Raw genomic sequence first — 23222 nt, 5'->3', positions numbered from 1 at the left:
AACCCATCAGCAGGGCAGCAGTCCCTTGAGCTGCGAGAGAATGTCCTCGCCGGTACAGGGTCGGGCGATGAACTTGGCCCCCTTCGGCATCCGCTCGGGGTCGGGCGCGGCGCGGCCCGAGACGATCACGATGGGCAGTTGGGGACGAGCCTCGGACACCGCCGTAGCGAGCTCGAAGCCGTTGGTCTTGCCGGACAGTTCGACATCCGTGACGAGGCCGCAGATGTCGGGGCGGGCCTGGAGGATGCCGAGGGCACGTTCTGCCGAGGCGCATTGCACGGTTTCGTAGCCGCCATTCTCGAGGACGTCGCCGAGGTCCATGATCGTCAGGGCTTCGTCCTCCACCAGTAGGATCACCGGCCGATCGTCGTTCGCGTTCGTCGCCTCATCCACCACGATGCACCCTCCAGCCTGTCTGGCCGCAGGCCCTGCCCGGAACCAGGATCGTCGCGCCCCACCGGGCTTGCACGACGCGGTTCAGAACACAGGGCCAGCGCAACGTAGTCCCAACGAGCAACGCGGGCGCGGGTTGCAAGGCGTGCCGGACCGAACCCGCCGCGATCAGGCGGTGGTCTCCGTCACCACCGCCCGCATGGCCGCGAGGAGTTGCGCCAGATCCTCGGACGCGATGGTAAGTGCGGGCGTGAGATAGACGATGGCGCCGAATGGGCGAACCCAGGTCCCCAGCGCGAGGAACCGGCGCTTAAGATCGGCGAGATCCGGGGCCTGCCGGAACTGGACCACGCCAATCGCCCCAAGAACGCGGATGTCAGCCACCCCGGGCAGGTACCGGAGCGGCTCCAGGCCCTCTGCCAGAGCCATCGCGATGGCAGCGACCTTCTCCAGGCGCGGCTCGCGCTCGAACAGATCGAGGCTGGCATTGGCCGCCGCACAGGCAAGTGGGTTGGCCATGAAGGTCGGCCCATGCATCAGGGCGGCGGCGGGGTCGTCGGACAGGAAGCTCTCGAACACCGCCCTCGTGGCGATCGTGGCGGCCAACGCCATGGTGCCCCCGGTGAGTGCCTTCGACAGGCACAGGATGTCCGGCACGATGCCGGCCTGCTCGCAGGCGAACAGGGTGCCGGTGCGTCCGAAGCCGGTGAAGATCTCGTCGGCGATGAGCGGCAGCCCATGGCGCTTCGCGAGGCGGGCGACGGTCGCCAGCACGTCCGGAGCGTGCATCCGCATACCGCCGGCGCCCTGAACCAGGGGCTCGATGATGACGGCCGCCAGGGTCTCGCGCTCGGCGGCCATGCGGGCATCCATTGTGGCGACCTGCACCGCTGTCCTTGGTAGATCGCAAAAAACCTGGGCCGGCAGGTAGGCGCCGAAGCGCCGGTGCATGCCCTCGTCGGGATCGCAGACCGACATCGCCCCGAGGGTGTCGCCGTGATAGCCCTCGCGAAACGCCAGGATGCGGGTGCGCCCGGCGATCCCCCGGTTGACCCACATCTGCACCGCCATCTTCAGCGCGACCTCGACGGCGACCGAGCCGGAATCGGTGAAGAAGACGTGATCAAGGTCGCCCGGCAACAGGCCAGCGAGGCGGGCCGCCAAACGCTCGGCCGGCGCGTGGGTGAGCCCCCCGAACATCACGTGCGGCATCGCCTCCAGCTGGGCGGCCACGGCGGCGCGGATGTGGGGATGGTTGTAGCCGTGGGCGGCGGTCCACCACGAAGCAATGCCGTCGATCAGTTCGCGTCCGTCGGCGAGGACGATGCGGGAGCCATGCGTCCGCACAGCCTCCAGCGGGGGAGCCGCCGTCTGCATCTGCGTATAGGGCCGCCAGAGATGGTGCGTGCGCGGGTCGGTCATAGCCGGACCGGGATGGGCTCGCGCAACGGAAGGGTCAAGATCTGGAGGTGGGCCTGACAGCGGCATGGGACCATCTGGCATTCAGCTTATTTTGCGAAACATATCTATATTTTGAGATATAAGTCAGATTATAATAGACTAATTCCAATATATCACCGATATATTGTCAAATATAAAAGACTATCCTACGGAAGATCGAGCCTCAATCTGGAGCGATCATGCCTCATCACGTCCGCCGTCGCCGGCACAGCCGTTCCACAAGCCGCGCAGCCGCGGGAGCGACGGGGTTGCTCTCAGGCGTAGCCCTTCTGCTTCACGCGGGGTCCGCATCTGCGCAGCAGCCGGACTTCTCGGACGTCGCAATGGAAGAGATTCACATCGCCGGCGACAGTCGCGGCGTTCTCGGCTACACCCCCCGGCGCACGAGCTTCGGGGCAGGGTCGGAGACCGCTCTCCTCGATACGCCGGCCAACATCGCAGTCGTGCCGAACGCCGTCCTGCGCGACCAGCGGGTCCTGAGCCTCGACGAGGCCCTGCGCAATGTCAGCAGCGTCGTGCAGACCAACAGTCTCGGCGGCACGCAAGAGGCCGTGATCAGGCGTGGCTTCGGGTCTTCCCGCGACAGCTCGATCCTGCGCGACGGGCGCCGCACCGTCCTACAGCAGAACTTCAACCATTCTATCGAGCGGGTTGAGGTGCTCAAGGGGCCGGCCTCGCTCCTCTACGGCATCTCCGAGCCTGGCGGCCTCATCAATCTCGTCTCGAAGCGGCCGGAATTCACCCCGAGCGGGTCTCTTGAGCTGACGGGGACGAGCTTCGGCGGCGGCCTCGTCCAAACCGATCTCACTGGTCCGGTCAAGGACACCAACCTAGCCTACCGCGTGATTGGTGACTTCCAGGACTATGAATACTGGCGCAACTTCGGACAGATCCGCCGACAGGTTGTGGCCCCGTCCGTGACTTGGCGCGGCGACGACACCAGCGTGACGGTAGGCTACGAGTTCGCGCACTACACCATCCCATTCGATCGGGGCACTACCTTCGATCCGCGCACCGGCCGCCCCCTGTGGGTGCCGCGCGACCGCCGCTTCGACGAGCGCGTGAGCCGGGTCGAGGCTATGAGCCACCTCGCCACGATCGATATCGACCACCGGTTCAACGAGGATTGGAAGCTACATCTCGGCTACAGCTATTCGAACCTCGGTTACGACGACAATCAGATCCGGCCGGTCTCCTACAACGCCAATACGCGTCTTCTGACGCGCCGGGCAGATGCGACGCGCGGAGGCGACTTCAACGCGAACGTTGCGCGCCTCGACCTGATCGGACGCTTCGATACCTTCGGCTTGCGTCACGACCTCCTGGCCGGCGTGATGTATGAACGGATTGATTACTACCGGAAGACCAGTGTGCGCGGGCCGAACGTGAGCGGTTTCGACCCGTTCGATCCCCTCTACGGTCTGCTCGGCGCCTCAGACCGGATCTCGCTCGCGTCCAGCAACAACCGCGATCGTCTCAGCAACACCAGCCTGTACCTGCAAGATTCTCTTCACCTCACCGACCGGCTCATTCTGGTTGGCGGGATGAGTGCCCAGATTTACGACCAGCTCGCCTATGCGGGACGCCCGGCCGTCATCTCGACCGCGATCAACGGTGTAAAGCCGGTGCCGCGCGCCGGTCTCGTCTACAAGCTCGCGCCGAACCTTTCGCTCTATGGCAGCTACACGCAATCCTTCCGCCCGAACGTGACCGATCTCGACGTCACCGGCACGCTGCTGCCGGAAGAGGGCGAAGCCTATGAGGTCGGCGTCAAGGCGGAGGTCGCCGAGGGGCTCCTTATCACGGGCGCGATGTTCGACGCCGAGAAAAGCAACGTGCTGATCACCCAGGTGGTCAACGGCAACCGCTTCGGCTCCACCGCCGGCCGGGTCCGCTCGCGCGGCTTCGAACTCGATTTCGCGGGTCAGATCCGTCCCGACTGGGCCGTGATCGGCAGCTACGGCTTCACCCAGGCCGTCGTTACGGAGGATCCGGTTCTCGTCGGCAAGGAACTCCAGAACACGCCGCGGGTCACGGCCTCGCTGTTCCTGACCCATCAGCTCGGCGCCGTCGCGGAGGCGATGGAATTCGGCTCGACCCGCCTCGGGCCGGGCTCCCTCGAAGTCGGCTTCGGCACCCGCTACGTCGGGGCGCGGCCCGGCGACGCCGCCAATACCTTCAGCCTGCCGGACTACGTGGTCAGCGATGCCTTCCTGGCCTACCGGACCCAGGTGAACGGCCTGCCGACCACGGTCCAGCTCAACCTGAAGAACCTGTTCGACGAGACCTATTATGCCTCGTCGGGGGCGAGCAACCTGCTGGTCGCCGTGGGCGAACCGTTCCAGGCCCTGGTGACCGCACGGGTGGCCTGGTGAGGCGCCTTCGCGCGATCCTATTCCAGATCCATTGGCTGCTGGGTCTCGGCGCCGGACTGATCCTCGCGGTGGCGGGCGTGACCGGCGCCCTCCTGAGCTACGAAGATGCGATCGGCGCGTTCGTCGACGCCGACTTGATCCGGGTCGCGCCCCGGGCGGAAAACCTGCTCACGCCGGATGCGCTCCTCGCCCGGTTCCACGCCCAGCACCGCGGCACGGTGGTGAACCTCACGCTGTCCGCCGAGCCCGGCACCACCGCGATGATGCGCCTCGGCCGCGACCCCGCCACCGACCAGCGTCCGCCCTCGCTCTATCTCGACCCTTATGACGGGACCGTCCTGGGCGCAGCGCGGACGGAGACGGTGTTCGCCACCATCCGGCGCCTGCACCGCTGGCTCCTTCTTCCGGGAGACGGCAAGGGCTGGGGCCGGACGCTGACGGGCTTGAGCGTGCTGGCTCTCCTCATGCTGCTCTGCACCGGCCTGTACCTGCGCTGGCCGAAGGTGATGTCCTGGCGAATCTGGCTGAAGCCGAACCTCCGCCAATGGGGTCGGCCGACCTACTGGTCGTTGCATTCGGTGGCCGGCACCTGGGTGCTGCCGATTTATCTAATCATCGCCCTGAGCGGCCTGTGGTGGTCCTTCGACGGGTATCGCAACGTGGTCACCGCCCTGCTGACGCGCGGCGAGACCATCACCCGGATGGCGGATGGCAAGCCGCAGTCTGGCATGGAAAAACCGCGGTCGGTCGGCTCTGAGAGCAAGCCGCCGCTGGACCGGAAGGAGGAAGGCCTGGGCGCCCCCGGTGCCCCCTCCCTCGACACGGCCTGGGCGGCCTTCCGCGCGGTGGAGGACGGCCATTTCATCCGCGCCACCCTGCTCCTCCCGGCAGGCTTCACGGGTCCCGTGCGGATCCGCTCGGAGAATCCGAACGGCTGGCGTGACGACACCCGGATCGAGGCGGCCACCGGGCGCATCCTGGTGCGCGAGATCGGTGGGGAACGGCCGCTCGGCGTCCGGATCGCCGGCACCATGCTCGACGTGCATAGCGGCCGCTTCTTCGGCCCCCTCGGACCGCCGATTTTCCTCATCGCGGCCCTGTTGATGCCGCTCTTCCTGGTGACGGGGCTGCTGCTCTATATCGGGCGGCGCAAGGCGAAGGCCCGGCGCCGGTCCTCGGCCCCGCCGATCGCCGCCGCGACCTCCGGGCTCAGGCCACGCGCTTGACCCCCTGGCCGGATTTCGACAGGTTCCGCCGCCACAGCGCCCAATCCGTCTGCTGCAACCGTCGAGATCCGATGTCGTCTGGCGACGAATCTGCCGTCCCGCCCGCCGCATCCGCGCGTGCGCGACCCTTCACAATCTGCCGCGAGGACGAGCCGGTACCGCCCGCCATCGCTGGCGCCATCGCGGCGATCGGCAATTTCGACGGGGTGCATCTCGGCCATCGCGCTCTGATCGCCGCCGTCCGCGAGACGGCGCAGGCAGCAAGTCGCCCAGCGGTGGCGCTCACCTTCGAGCCGCATCCGCGCGCTTATTTTGCGCCGCACCTGCCCATGTTCCGTCTCACCGATGCGTTGGCTAAGGAGATCGTATTCGCGCATCTCGGTCTCGACGGCCTGATCGTACGCCGCTTCGACGCCACCCTGGCGGGCACCGGCGCCCGAGACTTCGTCGAGGAGCTTCTGGTGCGTGACCTCGGAGTGTCAGGGGTCGTCATCGGCCACGACTTCCATTTCGGCCGGGGCCGGGAGGGCACGCCGGCCGTGCTCGCGGACCTCTGTACGCAGGCCGGCCTGACCTGCCGTATCATTTCCCCCGTGGCCCTGAGCGCAGGCGCGGAACCGGTCTCGTCGAGCGCGATCCGGGCGGCCCTGGCCGAGGGCGCGGTGGCGCAGGCCAACGCGCTCCTCGGTTATCGCTGGTTCGTCTCCGGAGAGGTCCGCCACGGCGACAAGCGCGGGCGTACCCTGGGCTATCCCACTGCCAACGTGGCGCTGACGGATTGCGGACTCGCTCACGGCATCTACGCGGTACGGGTGCGCCTGCCGGATGGCCGGGTGACGGACGGAGTCGCCAGTTACGGCCGACGGCCGACCTTCGACGACGGCGCTCCTCTCCTCGAGGTCAATCTGTTCGACTTCTCCGGAGACCTGTACGGCCAGACGATCGCGGTGGAGTTTCTCGACTACATCCGGGGCGAGGTACGCTTCGACGGGGCCGAGGCCCTGATCGTCCAGATGCATTGCGATGCGGCGGAAGCCCGCCGGATCATCGCCAAGAACCCCGTCCCGTCGATGTTGGAGGCTTGACCCTCGATCAATCCGCCTCGTCCTCGGTGTCGGGCGTGCGGTTGGGCCAGGTCACGATCCGATCGAGCAGTTCGTCGGCGGTGAACTCCTCCTCGTTGCCGGAAACCCGGCCCCGCACGGAGATGCCGGCCTCGTGCACGCTGGCGGCGCGTCCGGAGACGAGGGGATGCCAAGCGTAGAGGTCTTGACCGTCGCGGATGAGGCGATAGGCGCAGGTCGGCGGCAGCCACGGGATCGTGCGGACCGCCTCGGGCGTCAGGCGCACGCAATCGGGCACCCGCTTCTGGCGCCTCGGATAGTCGCGGCAGCGGCAGCCATGGCCGTCGAGGAGAGTGCAGCCGACATCCGTGTGATAGACCTCAGCCGTGTCCTCGTCTTCGAGCTTGAGGAGGCAGCAGCGGCCGCAACCGTCGCACAGGCTCTCCCATTCGGTCGGGGACATCGCCTCCAGGCTCTTGGTGCGCCAGAACGGCTCGTCGACCGAGGCGGAAGGGGATTCGGGGAAGGCCTGCGGCGTCTGGGAACGCGCGGCCGAGCGGTCCCGCATGGGGAACACCTTGGGCTGGGAGCGGCGAAAATCCGGGTGATCCGTTCCTGTGCCGCAACGCCGACCTGCGGGCAAGCGTTGCCGGCGCAAGGCACGACGTCGCAGCGCGGAGTCAAGCCTCCCGATGCCACCGACCCGCCCCAATCCGACGTCAAGGTTAAGACCAGGTTATCGTCCACAACGCCGGGACTCTGCGCCTTGCCGAGGCGTTGTCAGCAACGAAGCCTCGCGGCCGGGCGCAGGTGTTGTTAGGATCGCGTGACCCGGCCTCGTGCCGGCGCCGGGTACGGAAGGACTGGAACTCAGGTGCGCCTGCCCAAAGCGACCTCGCTGACGACGCGGATCAAGCACGCCGCCCTGGCCTTTGATGCCTGGGTGAACGCGAGCCTGTACGATGGCGGCCGCTCGGCAGGCGAGACCTACGAGCGATTCCAAGAGCGCATGAACGTGTTCGCGGTGCGGGGCTGGAAGCGCGTCACCCTAGACCTGACCAGCGAGGCGGTGACCCTCGGCACCGGCGGGGCCGTGCTGATGCTGGCGCTGGCGCAGCCCGCCTTCAACCTGACCAATGACAACTGGCTCAAGGCCCAGGATCTCGCGGTGACCTTCCTCGACCGCTACGGCACCGAAGTCGGGCGGCGCGGGATCAAGCACGATGATTCGCTCAAGCTCGACGACTTTCCCGACATCATGATCAAGGCCCTGGTCTCGACGGAAGATCGGCGTTTCTACGAGCATTGGGGTATCGACCCCATCGGCACCGCCCGCGCGCTGGTGTCGAACTCGCGCGGCGGGGGCAACACCCAGGGCGGCTCGTCGATCACCCAGCAACTCGCCAAGAACCTGTTCCTCACGAACGAGCGCTCGCTTGAGCGCAAGATCAACGAGGCCTTCCTGGCGCTCTGGCTGGAGAGCCATCTCTCCAAGAACGAGATCCTGAAGCTCTATCTCGACCGCGCCTATATGGGCGGCGGCACCTTCGGCGCCGTGGCGGCGGCGGATTATTATTTCGGCAAGCCGCTCAAGGACATCTCCTTGGCCGAAGCCGCGATGCTGGCCGGCCTGTTCAAGGCGCCGACCAAGTACGCCCCCCATGTGAACCTACCGGCGGCCCGCGCCCGTGCCGTCGATGTGCTGCACAACATGGTCGAGGCCGGCTTCCTCACCGAGGGCCAGATCCAGACGGCCTTGCGCAACCCTGCGACGCCGGTAACGCGCACCCGCGACATCACGGCGGACTATTATCTCGACTGGGCCTTCGGCGAGATCAAGCAAATGGCCGACGCTGGCCGCTTCCGCAGCGACCGGGTACTCACCGTCAAGACGCCGCTCGATCTCACCATCCAGCGGCGGGCCGACGAGGTGGTGCAGAACACCCTGCGCCGGCTCGGCGATCAGTACGAGGTCGACGAGGCCGCGATGGTGATCCTCGACCCCGATGGCGCGCTGCGGGCGATGGTCGGCGGCGCCGATTACGGCGAGAGCCAGTTCAACCGCGCCACCGATGCGCTGCGCCAGCCTGGCTCGTCGTTCAAGCCCTATGTCTACGCGGCCGGCCTCGCCGCGGGCCTGTATCGGCCGGATACCCGCGTCGTCGATCGGCCTGTCTGCATTGGCAACTGGTGCCCGCAGAACTACGGACGCTCGTTCTCGGGCGCCACGACTCTGACCGTGGCGGTGGCCAAATCCATCAACACCATCCCGATTCAGGTCTCGATAGCGCTCGGCAAGGCGATGGGCATCTCGCACGAGGCCCGGGCGGCTGCCGCCGGGCGCAAGAAGATCATCGAGACCGCCCACGCTATGGGCATCACCACGCAGCTGACCGATTCCGTCTCCCTGCCCATCGGTTCGGCCGAGGTGAACGTCATCGATCAGGCCGCCGGCTACGCGGTGTTCGCCAATGGCGGTCGCAAGGCCAAGCCCTACGCGGCGATGGAGGTGAAGAACTCGTCCGGCGAGGTGATCTATCGCCATGCCGACGAGCCGATGCGGCAGGTGCTTTCGACCCAGGTGGTCGCCGATATGAACTACATGCTCACCAAGGTGGTGGAGGAAGGCACCGGCAAGCGCGCCGCGCTGGAGGGCATCAAGGTGGCGGGCAAGTCCGGCACCACGAATGCCTATCGCGACGCCTGGTTCGTCGGCTACACCGGCAATTATGTCGGCGCCGTCTGGTTCGGCAACGACGATCACACCTCCACCAACAAGATGACCGGCGGCTCGCTGCCCGCCATGACCTGGCATGACGTCATGGAAGTCGCACACCAGGGCATCGAGCTGAAGCCGATGCCGGGCCTGAAGGATCCGGGCCGCGCGGTGGCCCAGGCCGGCCCGAGCGCGGCACCCGTCAACGCCGCGGCGAGTGCGGCCGGCAAGCTTTCGCGACGGTCCTTCGAGGTCATTGGCAGCATGAACGGCCTGTTCCGCCAAGTGGAGCGAGCGCCCGAGAAGACCTCTGCCCTCCAGCCCGCAAGCGTACCGGGCGCGGTGGCGGAGGGAACCCGCGCTGGCGGCCGCATCGGCACCCCGTAACTGGCGATGATGCGCATGACATTGGCCGAGACGGTGGCGCGATTGCGCCCGGACCAGACCCGCCCGCCCGCTTCCCAGCCAACAAGCACAGGCACCGTTGGCCCGCTGCGGAGCGGAGTTTCCGGGCGCCTTGCCGGACCTCTGCGACGCGGCGTGCGCCGGGCCTCGACCGTGACGCTGATGCTCTACGCCCTGGCGCTTGGCGCCGGAATCGGGCTGGCCACCGCCGATTACGCCACGCGGGGCGGCTATCCGTTCGGGGGCGTCCCGGTCGGAGCCTGGACGGCCTGGCCGAAGATCGGCTCTGTGGGCGCGGACCCCTACGCCCGCGCGGTCAACGCCCGGCGGGGCGAGATCCCCCTGGCGATCGGCGAGGGTATGCTGCTGACCGCGGAGCAGGACGAGTCCGGGCAGACCCTCGACGCCGCGTGCACTTATCAAGTGGCGGGCGTGACGCCGCCCGCTCGCGCTTGGACGGTGACGGTCGCCGGGCGCGGGCCGCGTGATTCGGAGGCAGCACCGATGCGCGAAGGCTTCACCTCCACGGAGATCCTGCGCGAGACCGACGGGCATTTTGCCATCACGCTTTCGCCCGAGGTGCAGCCGGGCAACTGGCTGCCGATGCCCCGCGCGAAGGGTCCTGTGCGCTTGGCGCTCCGTCTCTACGACACCCCCGTGGCGGCCAGTGCCGGCAACCTGGACCGCTCGGCGGTACCGGCCGTCACCCGAACCGGATGTGCCCCATGACGCCGCGCGGACGCTTTCTGGTCGCCACACTGTCGGGGCTGGTGATCGCCGGCCTCGTGCATGTGGCCACGGTGCTGCTGATCCCGAGGCTGGCGGAGGGAGATGCTCTCTCCCGGGCACGATCGGGAGAGAGCCTCGACCATCCGATGCCGGTGAACACGGTGGCGACCGGTGACGCGCCGCCCCCCGTTGAGGCATGGCTGCCGATCCCCGATCCTGCGGTCGCGGTCGGCCTGTGCGCCTTCGATTTGACCGAGGGACCGATGCGGGTCTCTGCCCGCACCGGTCCCCTGATGCTGTCCCTGGCGGTGCATGGGCCGCGTGGCGCCTTCTATGCGGTCACCGATCAGGCGGCCGTGCGCGGTGCCCTCGATCTGGTTGTCCTCACGCGGGCCCAGTACGACGAGGCGCTCGCCAATGCCGACGAGGACGAGGTGAGCCACGATGTCCGCATCGTCGCCACCGACGCCAAGGGCTTTGTGGTGGTGCGGATCATCGCGGCGCTTCCAAGTCAGCGCGCGACCGCGGATGCGGCTGTGCAGGCGGTCTCCTGCACGGTTGACAGCCCAGCCGATGAGAAGACCGGGGGCTAAGGCAGCCCCAGAACCTGCTCAGTACTTGGCGACGATCGGCTTTGCCGCCGCTACCTCGACCATCACCTCCGGCAGGAGCCCGCATCGCGCCTCGGCCTCCGGGGGCACCAGGGGGTCGAGCAGGGGATTTCGGCCGTTGAGGGCCGCCAGGGCCTGTGCCACGGCCGTGAGCTCCGGACCCGGCGCCTCGATCACCAAATGCTCCAGAGCGTAGCGGTAGCGCCCGGCGCGCCGTCGGGTCTCAAGTCGAACCCAGGCGATCAGGCAGCGGTTCTCGGCCACTCGCATGGCGGCTTGGCGCACATCGCCGTCGTCAAGGCTCTTGGCGAAGGGCAGGCTGCGAAGGCGCAAGGCATCGGCGTCCTTCACCCGAACGGCCAGGGCGACGAATTGTGGAATCAGCCGCGCATCGGCGCCGATATCCTCCGACAGCCGCCGGTAGCGCGAGACCGGTGAGCGGAAGGCCTCCGCCATCAGGATATCGTGGTAGGCCGCGGGATCATCGGTGCGCCAGGACGGGGGCAGCACACGGGTGCGGGTCAGGTTGGCGAGGGCGTCCGTGAAGGCCTCGTGCCCAGCCGCAGGCATCAGGAAGCGCCAAGCACGGTCGCGCAGGGTGCGCTCCTCGTCGGTGAACGGAAAGGTTGAGGCCGGCTCCTCGCGTTCCTGCGCGGCCAGAGTTCCGGTGGTCTCGACCAGACTGTTCCAGGCGCCGGCCTTGGGACGTCCGAAATCGCCCTGCTGCGCGCAACCGGTCAGAAGCACCAGGATCGCGAGGGGCGTCAGATGCCGGGAGCGCGGCCGTCGCGCGAGGAAGCATCCGGTTCGGAACAAAGGCATCCTCCGGGAACGGAGCAGTTCGTGGTCAGGAACGACGACGCAGGCGCGGGGCGGGCGCGTCCGGCTCGGGCATGCGCTCGTAGCGGATGCCGGTGAAGAGCAGGATGGCACCGCGCGGAGTATCCGCGTCCGCACGCCGGAAGCGGCGGGCAGGTCCCGCGAAGGGCACCACCTGGGCTGTCTGGCGCTCGGGATGGCGCTCGGTGCCGCCCGTCTCGGGCGACCGTTTGACGTTCATCCGAGGCGCGTTCATCCGGGGAGAGTTCATCGGCTTGGTTCCGATTCCATTCGATCTCTGAAGCGAGCCGTCATCAGGCCTGCCCTCACCGCATCCGGGCCGTTCCGGTATCGCGGCGGTGCCGGCAGAGATCAGCATGGGGTGGTTAACGGAACCTTGCGATGCTGCCGCCAACACCGTCTTCCCCGACTGGCCATGAGGGGACCGGACCAGCGTGGCTTCCAGGCAACGGAGCCACTTCGTCCGTATGGCCCGCGACTTGCACCCCCGGGACTGCCCATGGCGGGCATTTCCTCCCTTGTACTCGGCCCTGCTCGCCCGGCGAGCGGGGCTTTTTTTGTTCGGCGGACCATGCGCGGATCTTTAGTGGCCCTGATCGATCCGGGAGCGAACGCACGGAACACGCGGCGGTCGAGGCGCTTGCTAAGGGCGGGTCGCGCCCGATATGCCGTGTCGCTTCCGATCGAACGGTCGTACTTTTCGCGAACGCCCATCACCCCAACGCCATTTCATTTCCGATTGAAGGACACCGCCGGATGCGCGTGGTTATCTCCCGACTCTCAAGCCCGAATCGGGGCCTCAAAGCGGCCCTGCGCCTGGCGCCTTTCGCGCTCCTGATGATGGCTGTCAGCCCGGCCCAGGCCCAGCGCGAGGACCAAGGGCTTCAGCTCGGATGTGCCAACGACTACTTCCGCCTCTGCGCCGGCGTCGATCCCAACAGCCAGGACGCGGAGCGCTGCATGGATCGCAACCGCTCCCGGCTGTCCCCCGAGTGCAAAGCCGCCATCGGCGACTATGACCGCCGTAGCGGTGGAAAATCCCAGAAGTAAGGTGCCGTCCGGCACGCCGCATCACGGTCGGGACGGGCATCGACGGTGTCCGTTCCCAGACAGAGGTTTGACAGCATGACCCTGACCGTCGCGGTGCAGATGGATCCGATCCAGTCGATCCGGATCGCCGGGGACACCACGTTCGCGCTCCTGCTCGAAGCCCAAGCGCGCGGGCACCGGCTCCTGCACTACACGCCGGACCGCCTGTCGATGCAGGGCAATGCCGTGACGGCGCGGGTCGAGGCCCTGACGGTACAGGACGTGGAGGGCGCACACGCGAACCTGGGCGCCCCCGAACGCATCGACCTGTCGAGTGTCGACGTGGTTCTGATGCGCCAGGATCCGCCCTTCGACATGGCCTACATCACCGCCACACACATGCTGGAGCGCATCCATCCATGCACCCTGGTGGTGAACAACCCGGCCGAGGTCCGCAACGCCCCTGAGAAGCTGTTCGTCCTCGACTTCCCCGAGTTGATGCCGCCCACCCTGATCACCCGCGATAAGGCGGAGATCGAGGCGTTCCGGGCCGAGCACGGCGCCATCGTGATGAAGCCCCTCCACGGGCATGGCGGCGCGGCGGTGTTCCGGGTCCTGCCCGAGGACGCGAATTTCGGCTCGATGTTCGACCTGTTCTCGGTCACCTTCCGCGAGCAGTGGGTGGTGCAGCGGTTCCTGCCGCGCATCACCGAGGGCGACAAGCGCATCATCTTGGTCGATGGCGAGCCGATGGGTGCCATCAACCGGGTGCCCGCCCTCAACGATATCCGCTCGAACATGGTGCGGGGTGGGGCGGCGGCGGCCTCCGACCTGACCGAGCGCGAGCGTGCGATCTGCGCTACCATTGGTCCGGAACTGAAGCGCCGAGGCCTGATCCTGGTTGGGATCGACGTCATCGACGGAAACCTGACCGAAATCAATGTGACCTCGCCGACAGGTATCCGGGCGATCAAGCGCCTCGGCGGGCCGGACTTGGCGGTTTCTGTGTGGGACGCAATCGAGGGCCGCGTCGGCACGGTCCTGTCCGCCTGACGGGCGCTCACACTCGGCTGTCTTAAAACGACACGACCCGGGCAAGCCCGGGTCGTGTGCTTTGTGGTCCTCGGACTCAGACCAGTCCGAGTTTCTGGGCCAAGCCGATGCGTTGGAGCTTGCCGGTAGCACCCTTCGGGATTTCGTCCAGGATCAGGATCTTGGCCGGCACCTTGAAGGCGGCGAGGCGTTCCGAGGCGAAGCCGCGCAGTTCCTTCTCGGCGAGGTGCTGGCCCTCGCGGAGCACGATGGCGGCGCAAACGTCTTCGCCCAGTTTGTCATGTGGCATCGCGAAGGTGACGCATTGCGATACTGCCGGATGGTCCATCAGGATCTCGTCGACTTCGCGCGGGGAGATTTTCTCGCCGCCCCGGTTGATGATTTCCTTGAGGCGCCCGGTGATGGACAGGTAGCCCTCGGGCGTCAGCGATCCCTGGTCGCCGGTGCGGAACCAGCCCTGCTTGGTGAAGGCCTCGGCATTGGCCTTGTCGTTGTTCTCGTAGCCGGACATCACGTTGTCGCCGCGGATGACGATCTCACCGGTCTCGCCTGCAGGCATCGGCTCGCCGTCCTCGTCCACGATCGCGATCTCGGGGCCGGCCGCGAGGCCGACCGAGCCGGCGTAATGCGGACGCGGCGGCAGCGGATTGGAGGCCATCTGGTGGGAGGCCTCGGTCATGCCGTAGGCCTCGATCAGGGGAGCGCCGAACACCTCCTCGATTTCCTTCATCACCTGGGGCGGCATGGAGGATGAGGAGGACCGGATGAAGCGCAAGGGGTTGGCCTCGATGGCCTCCCGGTTGCGTGCGGCCCGGCTAAGGATCGCCTGATGCATGGTCGGCACGGCGGTGTACCAGGTCGGGCGAACCTCGCTCATCCACCCGAAAAACTTGAGGGCGTTGAAGCCCGGCGTGCACGACACCTGACCGCCGGCCGAGAGCGGGGCCAGGATGCCGGCGATCAGCCCGTGGATGTGGAACAGCGGCATGATGTTGAGGCCGCGATCCTCGGCCGTGAAGGCCAGGGTGGTGCGGATGTTGCGGGCCGAAGCACAGACATTCGACTGCTTCAGCGGCACGATCTTCGGGCGCGATGTGGTGCCGGAGGTGTGCAGCACGAGGCCGATATCGTCCGGGTGAGCCGGACCACCCTGCGCGGCCGGCGAAGCCCCGGCCCCCTCGAACGACAGGGTGAAGCTGCCGGCCCCTTCCTCAGGGGTCGGGCGAAGGCGCACCACTGGCACGCCGAGACGGGCAGCGACCGCGATGGCCGGGCTGTCGGAGCCGTCCGCAACCACGAGGAGCTTCGCGTTGAGATCGGAAAGGTAGAACGTGAACTCGTCGGCCTTGTAGCTCGGGTTGAGGGGAGCGGCCGTGGTCCCGGCCCCGATGGCGATGAAGGCGGCCGCCATTTCAGGTCCGTTGTCGAGGACGATGCCGACCCGGTCGTTCCGGCCGAGGCCCTGTGCATTCAGGGCCGCGATGGTCCGGTCCGTGAGGCCGCGGAGCTGGCCGAAGGTCAGGGGCACGCCGCCAGGGCTGGACAGGGCGGTCGCGTCCGCGGCGCCGGCCTGGATCAGGGCGTGCAGGGTGGTGGCGGCGGGATGTGCGTGGGAAGTCTCGGCCATGGCGAAGCGTCCTCGAATGTCTTGGGGGTCAGGCCGGCATGATGGAGAGGCGCCCCTGCGCCCGCTCCAGGCTCTGGGAGAGGAGGCGCATCAGGGCGTAGACGGTGCCGATATGCGGGGTCGGGGTGTCGGTAAGGCGCCCGAGCTCGATGATTGAGCCGACCAGGGCCTCGAGTTCGATCGGGCGTCCCGCCTCCACGTCCTGCAGCATCGAGGTCTTGTGGGCGCCAACCTTCTCAGCGCCGGCGATGCGCCGTTCGATGCCGAGCTTGAAGGTGATGCCGAGGCGGTTCGCGATCGTCTCCGCCTCGCGCATCATGTCGGCGGCGAGTGCCCGAGTCTCGGGGAACTGGCAGATGTCGACCAGGGTGGCGTGACTGAGCGCCGAGATCGGATTGAAGCTGAGGTTGCCCCAGAGCTTGAGCCAGATCTCCGCCCGGATATCGCTGGTCACCGGCGCACGGAAGCCCGCCTTGATCAGGGTCTGGGCCAGCGATTGCACACGCGGCGACATCGAGCCGTCGAGTTCGCCGAGGCCGAAGCGGTGGCCTTCGACCACCTGCACCACGCCGGGCTCGGTCAGCACGGCGGCCGGGTAGACGACGGAGCCGATGACGTGCCTGGGATCGAGATGCTTCGCGATGAGGCCGCCCGGATCGGCGGTCTCCAGGTGGGTGCCCGTCAGGTCACCGCCGTGACCTTGCGAAAAGTACCACCACGGGATGCCGTTCTGCATCGTCACCACCATCGTGTCGGGACCGATGAGGTGATGGAGGTCGGCCGCGATCGGACCGACCTGATGCGCCTTGACGGTGAGGAGCACGATGTCGTGCTTTCCCGCCTCGGCCATCGACTTCATGGCCTTGAGGTTCGTCACGTGAATCTCGGAGCCGTTCTCCTCGATCAGCCGCATCCCGTTCTGCTGGATGGCGTCGAGGTTGGCGCCTCGGGCGATGAAGGTGACGTCCTCGCCCGCATGGGCGAGGCGCACACCGAGAAATCCTCCGATGGCGCCGGCGCCGACGATCGCGATGCTCATGTGGGTATCCTTGAAGCCTGTTCGGTTCGCGTCCGGTTCGTTGGAGTCGGGTGTCTCACGAAAACCCGTTCGACAGTATGCCGATGCCGGCGATCTCAACCTCGACGGTAGCGCCCTTCGGGATCGGCCCGGCGCCCACCGAGGTCCCACAGGCGATGAGGTCGCCGGGCTCCAGGGTCATGCCCCGGGAGAGTTCGGCCACCAGCTCGGCGGGTCGGCGCATCATGTCAGCCAGCGGATAGCGCTGCCGCTCGCGCCCATTGACCCGCACTGCGACCTCAAGGGCCTCGGGATCGAGGTCGGTGGCGATCACCGGGCCGAATGGTCCGAAGCCGTCGTAGCCTTTGGACCGGGTCCAGTGGGTGAAGCTCGGATCGGCCTTCAGGGCTTCAAGAGCGGTCACGTCGTTCACGCAGGTGTAGCCGAAAATGTGAGCCGCCGCCGCCTCCGGCGTGAGGTCGCGGCCGCGCCGGCCGATCACGATTCCAAGCTCGCCCTCGAAGAGCAACCGACCGCCCCCGTCCGGCGCCGTGACGGTCTGCCCGCTGGCCAGATAACAGCTCGCCGGCTTCACGAAGTAGAGCGGCACCTCGGGCCGGGTGAGGCCCTGCTTCTCGGCCGAAGCGTGGAAGTTGTTCCACAGGGCGATGTATTTCGAGGGCCGGCATGGCAGATCGAGAGTGACCTCGGCGAGCGGCAGCGTCGCACCGGTGGGCGCCGGGTCAGCGAAGAGATCGCCCTCGTGGACGGCGATCGTTCCTCCGTCGAGGCGGCCGAAGCCGCTCTCGCCGTCGTGGATGTAGCGGAGCCATCGGGCCATCTGCATCAGCTCCGGGCAATGAACCGGGCGCGCATCGGCTTCAGCACGAAGAGTGCGAGGAAGCCGGCCAGGAACGCCATGCCGGAGGCGGCGTAGAACACATTCTGCCACGAACCGGTCTTGGCCTGGATCATGAGAAGGATCGGAAGGAGCAGCGCGGCGGTGCCCTTGGCGGTGTAGAGGAGGCCCGCATTGGCGGCCGCGTTCTTGTCGCCGTAGGTGTCGCTGCAGGTGGCGGGGAACAGGGAGTAGATCTCGCCCCAGGCGAAGAACACGAGGCCGGTGAGCAGCACGAAGGCCATCGGGATGTGCGCGAACATGCCCAGTGCCAGGATGCCGGCGCCCTCGATCATGAAGGCGATCACCATGGTGTTCTCGCGGCCGATCTTGTCGGAGACCCAGCCGAAGAACGGCCGCGTCACACCGTTGAGCACCCGATCGATGGTCAGCGCGAAGGTCAGGGCCGGGAGGGTGATGCCGATGAGCGAGACGTTGACGCCCGCAACCTTGAAGTCCTTGGCGATGGGCGCCAGGGACGCCGCCGCCATCAGGCCGCCGGCCGCCATCATCACGAACATGAGGTACAGGAGCCAGAAGACCGGCGTCCGCACCATCTCGGCGGTGGAGTACTGCCGCCGGGTGACGGTGTTCACGGTCGCGGTGCGGCCGGCGAGCATCCGGTCCTTGAAGGCGGTGCTCGGCGAGACAAGAAGCAAAGCCGCCAGCATGACGATGAGGCCCTGGCCGAGGCCGAACACGAAGAAGGTGTGCTGGTAGCCGGAATCGCGGATCATGTTGGCGATCGGGATCACCGTGAGGGCCGAGCCCGCGCCGAAACCGGCAGCGGTGAGGCCGGCAGCGAAGCCGCGCCGATCAGGAAACCATTTCAGGGCATTGCCGACGCAAGTGCCGTAGACTGCGCCCGCGCCGATGCCGCTGATGGCGGCGGCCGCGTACAGCATGGTCAACGTGTCGGCGTAGGAGTTCATCACCCAGCCGAGCGCGCAGAGGGCGCCGCCGAAGATGGTGACGAGGCGCGGGCCGTACTTGTCCACGAACCAGCCTTCGATCGGAACCAGCCAGGTTTCCATCACCACGAAGATCGTGAAAGCCCACTGGATCGCGGTGCGCTCCCAGCCGAACTTTTGCTGGATCGGATCGACGAACAGCGTCCAGCCGTATTGCAGGTTGGCGATCATCGACATGCACAGCACGCCGAGGAACAGCTGTCCCCAGCGGCCCAGTGGCGGCGCATCCACCTTGGTCGATGACCCCACCCGAGCGGCGTGAGCCTCAGCGGGCGTGATCGACGTCGCTCCCTGGGGAGCAGGCGCAACACTACGCGCGGTCATAGGCGTCTTCCTCGGCTCAACTCTGGTTTATGGTGCTCGGTTTTATCGGTAATTATTTTGAATTCAAGGATCTATACCTCGCGTAACCCTCGGGCTCGCCTGCAAAATTTTTGGGTTAAGCATCCAAAAAATTTGAGATGCTGGCGGACACTGGCGCAGCCTCCATCCTTCTCTTGCGACGCAGTAATTTTGTTTGCGATGCGGCAGCGGATGCCTTTTCCATCATTGGAGAAGGGTCTTGCGTGGGCTTCGGGAAAGGCTCGAGAATCGTTGGAAACGGGATCCACGCGGAGCGCTCGCGTGCGCCAGCCCTTGGCATTCGGCCGATCCCAACGGCGGCGGCCCGGTGGATGAGGCCCCGTGGATCGGGGATGAGATCCATGGCACCCAAGGAATATGTGGCGGGACGAGCGCCTCGCCGGGGGAATGCCAGGATGCCGATACGCCACTGGGCCGAGTTGACGACGAACGAGATCCGGAACCGCGACATGGGGCGGGCCATCGCGGTGTTGCCCGTCGCGGCGATCGAGCAGCACGGGCCGCACCTGCCGCTCGCCACCGACACCATCATCGCCGAGGGCTATCTGGCCCATCTCACCGCCCTCCCGGCGGACGAGCTCGACGTCCTGCTGCTGCCGGTTCAGGCCATCGGCAAGTCCGACGAGCACGATGGCTTTGCCGGAACCCTGACCCTGGACACCGGCACCGCCCTGGAGGCCTGGACAAGCATCGGCGATGGGGTGCGGCGTGCCGGCTGCGAAAAACTCGTTCTGGTCACCTCTCACGGGGGCAACAGCGGACTGATCGATCTGGTGGCCGGGACGTTGCGCGGGCGGCACGGCATGGTGGCGGTGACCACGGCCTGGAGCCGCTTCGGCTATCCCGACGGACTGTTTTCCGAGGCGGAAATCCGCCACGGCATCCATGGCGGCGGTATTGAGACCGCCCTGATGCTGGCGCTACGGCCCGACCTGGTCCGGCGAAACCACATCGCCGATTTTACCCCGCGCACCGTGGCGATGGCGGAAACCTTCACGCATCTGCGCGCCGGTCGCCCCGCGGCCTTTGCCTGGAAGGCACAAGACCTCAACCCGGCCGGTGCCATCGGCGATGCCCGCCTCGGTACGGCGGAGGCCGGCGCTCGCGCCCTCGATCATGGAGCCCGTGCCTTCCTCGAACTCCTGCGCGACGTCGACCGCTTTCATCTTGCCCAGTGAATCTCGGCCATGACCCGGGGCTCGCCCCTGCGGGCGGTAACCGCGCCGGCTCCCGGCGCGAAGAAGCCTGACATGAGAGGCGCGACATCCCGGATCGCGGAGTTCACCCGATGGCCGGATTTCATTCCGTGGCATTTGCAGTCCTGGCCGGACCCGATCGGCCCGATGGCTCCGCATCGCGGGCCGAGGAGAGGTTTGGCTGGACCGAAGCCCGGCGGCGCCCGGCGGAGGATCATGGAATTCCAGAGCGCATGACTCAGGATCGGACGCTCTCGGCCGCCATGGCGGCGGCGCAGGCCGGCAATGCCGAGGCCTATCGCCGCCTGCTGCACGACTGTCTGCCGGTGATCGCCGGCATGGCGCGGGCGCAGGGGGTCCGACCGGAGGCGGTGGACGACGTGGTGCAGGATGTGCTGCTGACCATCCATCGGGCTCGGGCGACCTATGATCCGGTCCGGCCCTTCCTGCCCTGGCTGCGCGCCATCACACAGCGCCGCGCCATCGACGGGATGCGTCGTGCCGGTCGGCGGTCCCGCGAGATCCATGATCCGGTCGCCTACGAGGCCGAGGCCGACAGCGGGCCTGCCCCCGGCCAGGGCCTGGAGGCGCGGGACCGCGCGCGCATCCTGGCCCGGGCGGTTGCGGGACTCCCGGAAGGGCAGCGGCAGGCGGTGGAGCACCTCGCCCTGAAGGAGCGAAGCCTCGACGAGACGGCGCAGCTGACGGGGCGCAGCAAGGGCGCCCTCAAGGTCAACCTGCACCGGGCCCTGAAGGCCCTGCGCCGGGCCCTCGGACCCGACTCGGCCGATCTGGGCCGACCGAAACCGGATCCCGCCGCTCGGGAGCGAGGAACACACGATGTCTGAGCGCGCCCACACCATCCCGCACGACGTCCTGGTGGACAGCCTCGCGCGAGGCCTGACCCCAGTCCGGCCCCTGCCCGCACCCGCCTTCCGAGCGCTCACTTGGTGCACGGCGGCCCTCGCCCTCGGTCTGGCGCTGCTGCCGTTCGCGGATCTCGACGCCCTTCGTACGCGCATGGGGGTTCCGGATCTGCGCTATGCCGCCCTCGGCGCCGTGCTGACTGCCGTCGCGGCCGCGCTCGCCGCCTTCCAGACCAGCGTGCCAGGGCGGTCATGGGCCTGGGCGACGCTGCCGCTGGCACCGGCGGCCCTCTGGATCGGCGCGAGCGGACTGGGCTGCCTGCGCGCCTGGGTGGCCCCCGGCACGGGTGCTCCGGACCTGCCCGAGGCCAGCGGATGCCTCGTCTTCCTGCTCACCGTCTCGCTCCCGCTTTCCCTCGGGCTCGTGCTGATGCTGCGACGGGCCTGCCCGTTACGCCCCAATCTCACGGCGGCGCTGGCCGGGCTCTCGGCGGCGGCGGCGGCGGCGGCATTGCTGGTGCCGTTCCATCCCCATGACGCCACGGCGACGGACCTCGCCCTGCATCTCGTGGTCGTCGGCCTCGTCATCGGCGCCAACAGCCTCGCCGGGGGGCGCCTGCTGGCGCGGGGCTGAGCGTCAGGTCCAGGCGAGAAGCACCTCCTCGGTGGTCACGGGATGAACCTGCTGGCCGTAGCGACGGTGATACATCGTCATCAGGGCATCGTGCGCCTCGTCGCAGGAGCTGCACAGGGCGTCGGTGACGATGAGGACCCGGTAGCCGAGGTCGACGGCGCCGAGCACGCTGGCCAGCACGCAGACCTCGGTTTCACCGCCGGTCATCACCAGGGTGTCGATGCCCCGGGCCTGGAGGCGCGCATCGAGATCGGTGCCGAGCCAGGGCGAATAGACCGCCTTGTCGAGGATTTCGGCCGGCGGGACGAGGCGGGCGAGTTCCGGCACGAGGTCGATCAGCCCCGGTGCGAGATGGTCCCGGGTCATCGAGGCCCAGCGCTGCGAGTACCCGGCCCAGGTTCCGCGCCCCTCGCCGGGGTGCCGCGCCGGGATGAAGCGGGTGAGGAGGGTCCGATCCGGATGCGCCTTCACGAGGCGCTCCACCCGCGGCAGCACCCGGACCATCCAGGGGGTGTGCCAGTCCGTTGTCTCCAGGAACATGCGTTGCATGTCGACGCACAGATGCAGGCAGGTCCGCCCCAATGCGCCGGGGCGCGCACGCCATTCGCTCACGATGTCCTCCCCGGCTCCAGCGCCGACACGATTCTGTCCTGTCGGACAACCGTGGCATTCCAGGTCGGTTCGACGAATTTCTCCTGTCCCTCAGGCTAAATCCATCGCGTTGTGCAACAAAATGCACGCGCGAAAAAACTGAACACCTGGTGAATTTTCCGGTTTTTGGGGTATCCGGTGGCCAATGCCTCCGTATGAACCTGCTTCGCATCGCCGTCATCATGACGTGCGAGCTCTCTTTGTTCGAGCATGGCGAGATTACCGCATGTTATACTATGATAAGCGCCTTCAATATCCGGTGAAGGTCGACAGCCCGGACCCGATCTTCGCGCGCATGCTCCAGCAGGCGATCGGCGGCATCGAGGGCGAGATCCGCGTCTGCATGCAGTACTTCTTCCAGGGCTGGGGTGCGCGCGGACCGACGACTAAGTACCGGGACATGCTGCTGAATACCGCCACCGAGGAGATCGGCCACATCGAGATGCTGGCCACCGCCGTGGCGATGAATCTCGAGACCGCACCGACCACGCTGCAGGAGGAGGGCGCGGCCGACGGCGTCGTCGGTGCCGTGATGGGCGGCGGAAACCCCCGTCATACCATCGAGGGCATGCTGCATCGGCACGTGCTGTCGACCGGCATGGCCGCCTACCCGGCCAATTGCGACGGCGTGCCCTTCGACATGAGCCATGTCTACGCCAGCGGAAACCTTGCGGCCGACATGTATTGCAACGTCGCCGCCGAGACGACCGGCCGGGTTCTGGCGGTGCGCCTCTTCAATGCAGCGCATGATGCCGGCATGAAGGACATGCTGCACTTCCTCATCGCACGCGACACCATGCACCAGCAGCAGTGGCTCGCAGTCATCGAGGAACTCGGCGGCGCCGAAGGCAACCTGCCGATCCCGAACAGCTTTCCGCAGAGCAAGGAGCACGAGAAGTTCAACTACAACTTCTTCGCCACCACCCGCGACGGCTCGCCGCCGCCGGCGGGGCGCTGGACGAGTGGTCCCTCGCTCGACGGCAAGGGCGAGTTCACCGTGGTCCAGAACGAGCCCATGGGCGAAGTGCCGAATCTCGGTCCGGCCCGGCCCGACAGCGGCGCCCAGACCCAGCAGATGTGAGCCCCCGACGGCCTT

The 23222-nt window shown here is 67.4% G+C and carries 22 protein-coding genes; 12 read left to right on the top strand and 10 right to left on the bottom strand.

The window, feature by feature from the left end; all coding sequences use genetic code 11:
* Positions 1-6 precede the first annotated feature (6 nt).
* Together J7U37_RS05930 and J7U37_RS05925 are read right to left on the bottom strand one after the other, a co-directional pair.
* Positions 7-393 carry a response regulator gene (locus tag J7U37_RS05930; RefSeq protein WP_244478353.1) on the bottom strand — a complete coding sequence of 129 codons (387 nt, stop codon included), beginning with the start codon at positions 391-393 and terminating at the stop codon, positions 7-9.
* A 168-nt stretch (positions 394-561) separates the two neighbouring features.
* Positions 562-1815: an adenosylmethionine--8-amino-7-oxononanoate transaminase gene (locus J7U37_RS05925; RefSeq protein WP_247635112.1), complete on the bottom strand. Its 1254-nt coding sequence runs from the start codon at positions 1813-1815 to the stop codon at positions 562-564.
* 362 nt (positions 1816-2177) lie between these two features.
* Between J7U37_RS05925 and J7U37_RS05920 the strand changes: the two genes are divergently transcribed.
* The 3 genes from J7U37_RS05920 (at position 2178) to J7U37_RS05910 (ending at position 6540) form a co-directional block, all read left to right on the top strand.
* Positions 2178-4229, top strand: a complete 2052-nt coding sequence (locus J7U37_RS05920; RefSeq protein WP_247635111.1) for a TonB-dependent siderophore receptor — start codon at positions 2178-2180, stop codon at positions 4227-4229.
* Positions 4226-5455, top strand: coding sequence for a PepSY-associated TM helix domain-containing protein (locus tag J7U37_RS05915; protein WP_247635110.1), 1230 nt, complete (start codon positions 4226-4228; stop codon positions 5453-5455). Before J7U37_RS05920 ends, J7U37_RS05915 begins: the two co-directional genes overlap by 4 nt.
* Positions 5456-5526: 71 nt before the next feature.
* A complete protein-coding gene (locus J7U37_RS05910) occupies positions 5527-6540 on the top strand; it encodes a bifunctional riboflavin kinase/FAD synthetase (protein WP_247635109.1) in 1014 nt (337 codons plus the stop codon).
* Positions 6541-6547: 7 nt separating this feature from the next.
* Here J7U37_RS05910 and J7U37_RS05905 read toward each other — a convergent pair whose 3' ends face one another.
* The gene (locus tag J7U37_RS05905) at positions 6548-7087 is read right to left on the bottom strand and encodes a YcgN family cysteine cluster protein (protein WP_082504095.1); all 540 of its coding nucleotides are present in this window, start codon (positions 7085-7087) and stop codon (positions 6548-6550) included.
* 306 nt (positions 7088-7393) lie between these two features.
* On the opposite strand from J7U37_RS05905, the gene J7U37_RS05900 reads away from it, so the two are divergent.
* From J7U37_RS05900 to J7U37_RS05890, 3 genes are all read left to right on the top strand, one after another.
* Complete coding sequence (locus J7U37_RS05900) at positions 7394-9622, top strand: PBP1A family penicillin-binding protein (protein ID WP_056182574.1); 2229 nt, start codon at positions 7394-7396, stop codon at positions 9620-9622.
* Between the two features lie 180 nt (positions 9623-9802).
* Complete coding sequence (locus tag J7U37_RS05895; RefSeq protein WP_244478356.1) at positions 9803-10369, top strand: DUF1214 domain-containing protein; 567 nt, start codon at positions 9803-9805, stop codon at positions 10367-10369.
* Positions 10366-10962 carry a hypothetical protein gene (locus J7U37_RS05890; RefSeq protein WP_247635108.1) on the top strand — a complete coding sequence of 199 codons (597 nt, stop codon included), beginning with the start codon at positions 10366-10368 and terminating at the stop codon, positions 10960-10962. The genes J7U37_RS05895 and J7U37_RS05890 overlap by 4 nt, the downstream gene beginning before the upstream one ends.
* An 18-nt stretch (positions 10963-10980) precedes the next feature.
* Here J7U37_RS05890 and J7U37_RS05885 read toward each other — a convergent pair whose 3' ends face one another.
* Positions 10981-11796: a hypothetical protein gene (locus J7U37_RS05885; protein ID WP_247635107.1), complete on the bottom strand. Its 816-nt coding sequence runs from the start codon at positions 11794-11796 to the stop codon at positions 10981-10983.
* 31 nt (positions 11797-11827) lie between these two features.
* Complete coding sequence (locus J7U37_RS05880) at positions 11828-12040, bottom strand: hypothetical protein (protein WP_056182578.1); 213 nt, start codon at positions 12038-12040, stop codon at positions 11828-11830.
* A 536-nt stretch (positions 12041-12576) separates the two neighbouring features.
* On the opposite strand from J7U37_RS05880, the gene J7U37_RS05875 reads away from it, so the two are divergent.
* Together J7U37_RS05875 and gshB are read left to right on the top strand one after the other, a co-directional pair.
* Positions 12577-12870: a hypothetical protein gene (locus J7U37_RS05875; RefSeq protein ID WP_247635106.1), complete on the top strand. Its 294-nt coding sequence runs from the start codon at positions 12577-12579 to the stop codon at positions 12868-12870.
* 75 nt (positions 12871-12945) lie between these two features.
* On the top strand, positions 12946-13902 hold the full coding sequence (gene gshB / locus J7U37_RS05870; protein ID WP_247635105.1) for a glutathione synthase: 957 nt from the start codon (positions 12946-12948) through the stop codon (positions 13900-13902).
* Positions 13903-13978: 76 nt separating this feature from the next.
* Here the strand turns inward: gshB and J7U37_RS05865 are convergent, their stop codons facing one another.
* Genes J7U37_RS05865 through oxlT form a run of 4 tightly spaced genes read right to left on the bottom strand, consistent with a single transcriptional unit; the run spans position 13979 to position 18740 of the window.
* Entirely contained in the window at positions 13979-15529 is a 1551-nt protein-coding gene (locus J7U37_RS05865; protein ID WP_247635104.1) for an acyl--CoA ligase, read from the bottom strand.
* Positions 15530-15557: 28 nt separating this feature from the next.
* Positions 15558-16568: a 2-dehydropantoate 2-reductase gene (locus tag J7U37_RS05860; protein WP_056485475.1), complete on the bottom strand. Its 1011-nt coding sequence runs from the start codon at positions 16566-16568 to the stop codon at positions 15558-15560.
* A gap of 55 nt (positions 16569-16623) precedes the next feature.
* Complete coding sequence (locus tag J7U37_RS05855; protein ID WP_056486115.1) at positions 16624-17388, bottom strand: fumarylacetoacetate hydrolase family protein; 765 nt, start codon at positions 17386-17388, stop codon at positions 16624-16626.
* Positions 17389-17393: 5 nt separating this feature from the next.
* Complete coding sequence (oxlT, locus tag J7U37_RS05850; protein ID WP_247635103.1) at positions 17394-18740, bottom strand: oxalate/formate MFS antiporter; 1347 nt, start codon at positions 18738-18740, stop codon at positions 17394-17396.
* 434 nt (positions 18741-19174) lie between these two features.
* Between oxlT and J7U37_RS05845 the strand changes: the two genes are divergently transcribed.
* From J7U37_RS05845 to J7U37_RS05835, 3 genes are all read left to right on the top strand, one after another.
* The gene (locus tag J7U37_RS05845) at positions 19175-19957 is read left to right on the top strand and encodes a creatininase family protein (RefSeq protein ID WP_247635102.1); all 783 of its coding nucleotides are present in this window, start codon (positions 19175-19177) and stop codon (positions 19955-19957) included.
* 251 nt (positions 19958-20208) lie between these two features.
* The gene (locus J7U37_RS05840; RefSeq protein WP_247635101.1) at positions 20209-20823 is read left to right on the top strand and encodes a sigma-70 family RNA polymerase sigma factor; all 615 of its coding nucleotides are present in this window, start codon (positions 20209-20211) and stop codon (positions 20821-20823) included.
* Entirely contained in the window at positions 20816-21475 is a 660-nt protein-coding gene (locus tag J7U37_RS05835) for an NrsF family protein (RefSeq protein ID WP_247635100.1), read from the top strand. Before J7U37_RS05840 ends, J7U37_RS05835 begins: the two co-directional genes overlap by 8 nt.
* A gap of 3 nt (positions 21476-21478) precedes the next feature.
* Here J7U37_RS05835 and J7U37_RS05830 read toward each other — a convergent pair whose 3' ends face one another.
* Positions 21479-22057 carry an isochorismatase family cysteine hydrolase gene (locus J7U37_RS05830; RefSeq protein WP_282103682.1) on the bottom strand — a complete coding sequence of 193 codons (579 nt, stop codon included), beginning with the start codon at positions 22055-22057 and terminating at the stop codon, positions 21479-21481.
* 295 nt (positions 22058-22352) lie between these two features.
* Between J7U37_RS05830 and J7U37_RS05825 the strand changes: the two genes are divergently transcribed.
* On the top strand, positions 22353-23207 hold the full coding sequence (locus J7U37_RS05825) for a manganese catalase family protein (RefSeq protein WP_056485481.1): 855 nt from the start codon (positions 22353-22355) through the stop codon (positions 23205-23207).
* Positions 23208-23222 lie beyond the last annotated feature (15 nt).

The sequence above is a fragment of the Methylobacterium sp. 37f genome (genome assembly GCF_023093475.1).
Classification (GTDB): Bacteria; Pseudomonadota; Alphaproteobacteria; order Rhizobiales; family Beijerinckiaceae; genus Methylobacterium.
This window is presented reverse-complemented; position numbering and strand designations above follow the sequence as displayed.